The sequence below is a fragment of the Leisingera sp. F5 genome (assembly GCF_001593695.1).
This window is the reverse complement of record NZ_LUKH01000880.1, coordinates 1-1,525: the sequence shown is the minus strand read 5'-3', so window position 1 is coordinate 1,525 and position 1,525 is coordinate 1. Positions and strand designations below refer to the sequence as shown.

Sequence of the window (1,525 nt, the reverse complement as noted above, 5' to 3'; positions counted from 1 at the left end):
AATTGGAACCGATCATCGCAAACAGCGTGACCAGACCAAGCGCTATCAGCTTGATATAGTTAGACATCTTGCGTCCCTTTGCCATGCCCCCGCGAATCCTGCGGATACGGGAACGTTATTAGACCGCGCCCTTCATGCAAAAGGCGCATCTTTGATGCCTTGATCTGCATCAAGACAAATCCGCGCAACATGTGACACATCTGCCCGTGTAACGGAATTCTTTGCACCGCAGCTATCCGGGCTGCGCAGTATCATCGGCCGAGAGGTGTCAATGTCCTACAAGTCCTTGCTTACCATTCTCACAGCTGCGGAAACAGCAGCAGCGCCTTTGGCGCAGATTACGGCCCTGGCCGAAGACTTTGGTGCACATGCCAATGCGCTCTGCCTTGGGGTCGACCGTACCCAGACCGGCTATTATTACGCAGGCGCCAATGCGATGGTGCTGCAGGAAACCCTGTCCCGTGCCCAGGAAGAAGCCGAGCAGGTCGAAGCCCTGGCCGAAGCCGCGCTGCAGCAGGCCGGCGTGCCGTTTGCCACCGACAGCGGTGTCGCCCAAATCGCGGACCTCGGCCGCCACGTGGCGCGTCAGGCGCGTTTTTCCGACCTGGTTGTGCTGAGCAAACCCTATGGCCCGGGCAAGCGCGCCGAAGCCGAACCGATCGTCGAAGCCGCCCTGTTCGAAGGCCGCGCCCCGGTGCTGGTGGTGCCCGACGATGCCGCACCGATGCGCCAGCCCAAAACCGTTCTGGTGGCCTGGAACGAAAGCATCGAAGCGATGACCGCGATCCGCCGGGCAATGCCATTCCTGATAGGCGCCGATCTGGTGCGTATCGCAGTGATCGACCCGCCGCAGCACGGGCCGGAACGCTCCGACCCCGGCGGCTTGCTGGCACAGATGCTGTCCCGGCATGGGGTGGCCTGCGAGATCGATGTTCTCAGCAAGACCCTGACCCGGGTATCCGATGTGCTGAACCGCCATGCGGCGGACACTGCCGCTGATCTGATTGTGATGGGCGCCTACGGCCATTCCCGCTTCCGCGAAGCGATCCTTGGCGGTGCCACCCGCAACATGCTGGAACAGGCCAAAGTACCGGTGCTGATGGCGCATTGACGGCCCCGTCAGTCAGCAATCTTGCCGAATGATAAAGGGCGCCCTGCGCGGGCGCCTTTTTCGTCAATTGTCGCCTGCGCCCTACCCGGCCTTGCGTATGAGGCCGATCAGGAACAGCAGGATCACCGCCCCGATGGTGGCATGGATCAGCGACCAGATGAAACCGCCGCCCGCGGCAAACCCCAGTGCCGGAAAGATCGTTCCGGCCAGAAAGGCGCCAACCACGCCGACGATGATATTGCCAAGGATGCCAAAGCCGCGCCCTTGCATGATCTTGCCTGACAGCCAGCCGGCCAGCGCCCCGATGATCAGCATCCCGATCAAGCTTCCAAACTGCATTTCCGCCTCCGTTTGTTGTGATTACCCCAATAGACCACAGCCGCGGCACCGGGTCACCTGCAGGCAGCAAGGGAC

General features: G+C 61.6%; 2 protein-coding genes. One reads left to right on the top strand and one right to left on the bottom strand.

The features are described from left to right. Window positions 1-271 precede the first annotated feature (271 nt). Window positions 272-1,111, top strand: a complete 840-nt coding sequence (locus A2I95_RS37030) for a universal stress protein (protein WP_291737462.1) — start codon at window positions 272-274, stop codon at window positions 1,109-1,111. An 81-nt stretch (window positions 1,112-1,192) separates the two neighbouring features. Here A2I95_RS37030 and A2I95_RS37025 read toward each other — a convergent pair whose 3' ends face one another. Then, complete coding sequence (locus tag A2I95_RS37025) at window positions 1,193-1,450, bottom strand: GlsB/YeaQ/YmgE family stress response membrane protein (protein ID WP_259989933.1); 258 nt, start codon at window positions 1,448-1,450, stop codon at window positions 1,193-1,195. Window positions 1,451-1,525: the final 75 nt, after the last annotated feature.

Bases quoted from the DNA above. Each gene is read 5' to 3' on its own strand.
- A2I95_RS37030 (WP_291737462.1), top strand. From the start codon at position 272: ATGTCCTACAAGTCCTTGCTTACCATTCTCACAGCTGCGGAAACAGCA.
- A2I95_RS37025 (WP_259989933.1), bottom strand. From the start codon at position 1,450: ATGCAGTTTGGAAGCTTGATCGGGATGCTGATCATCGGGGCGCTGGCC.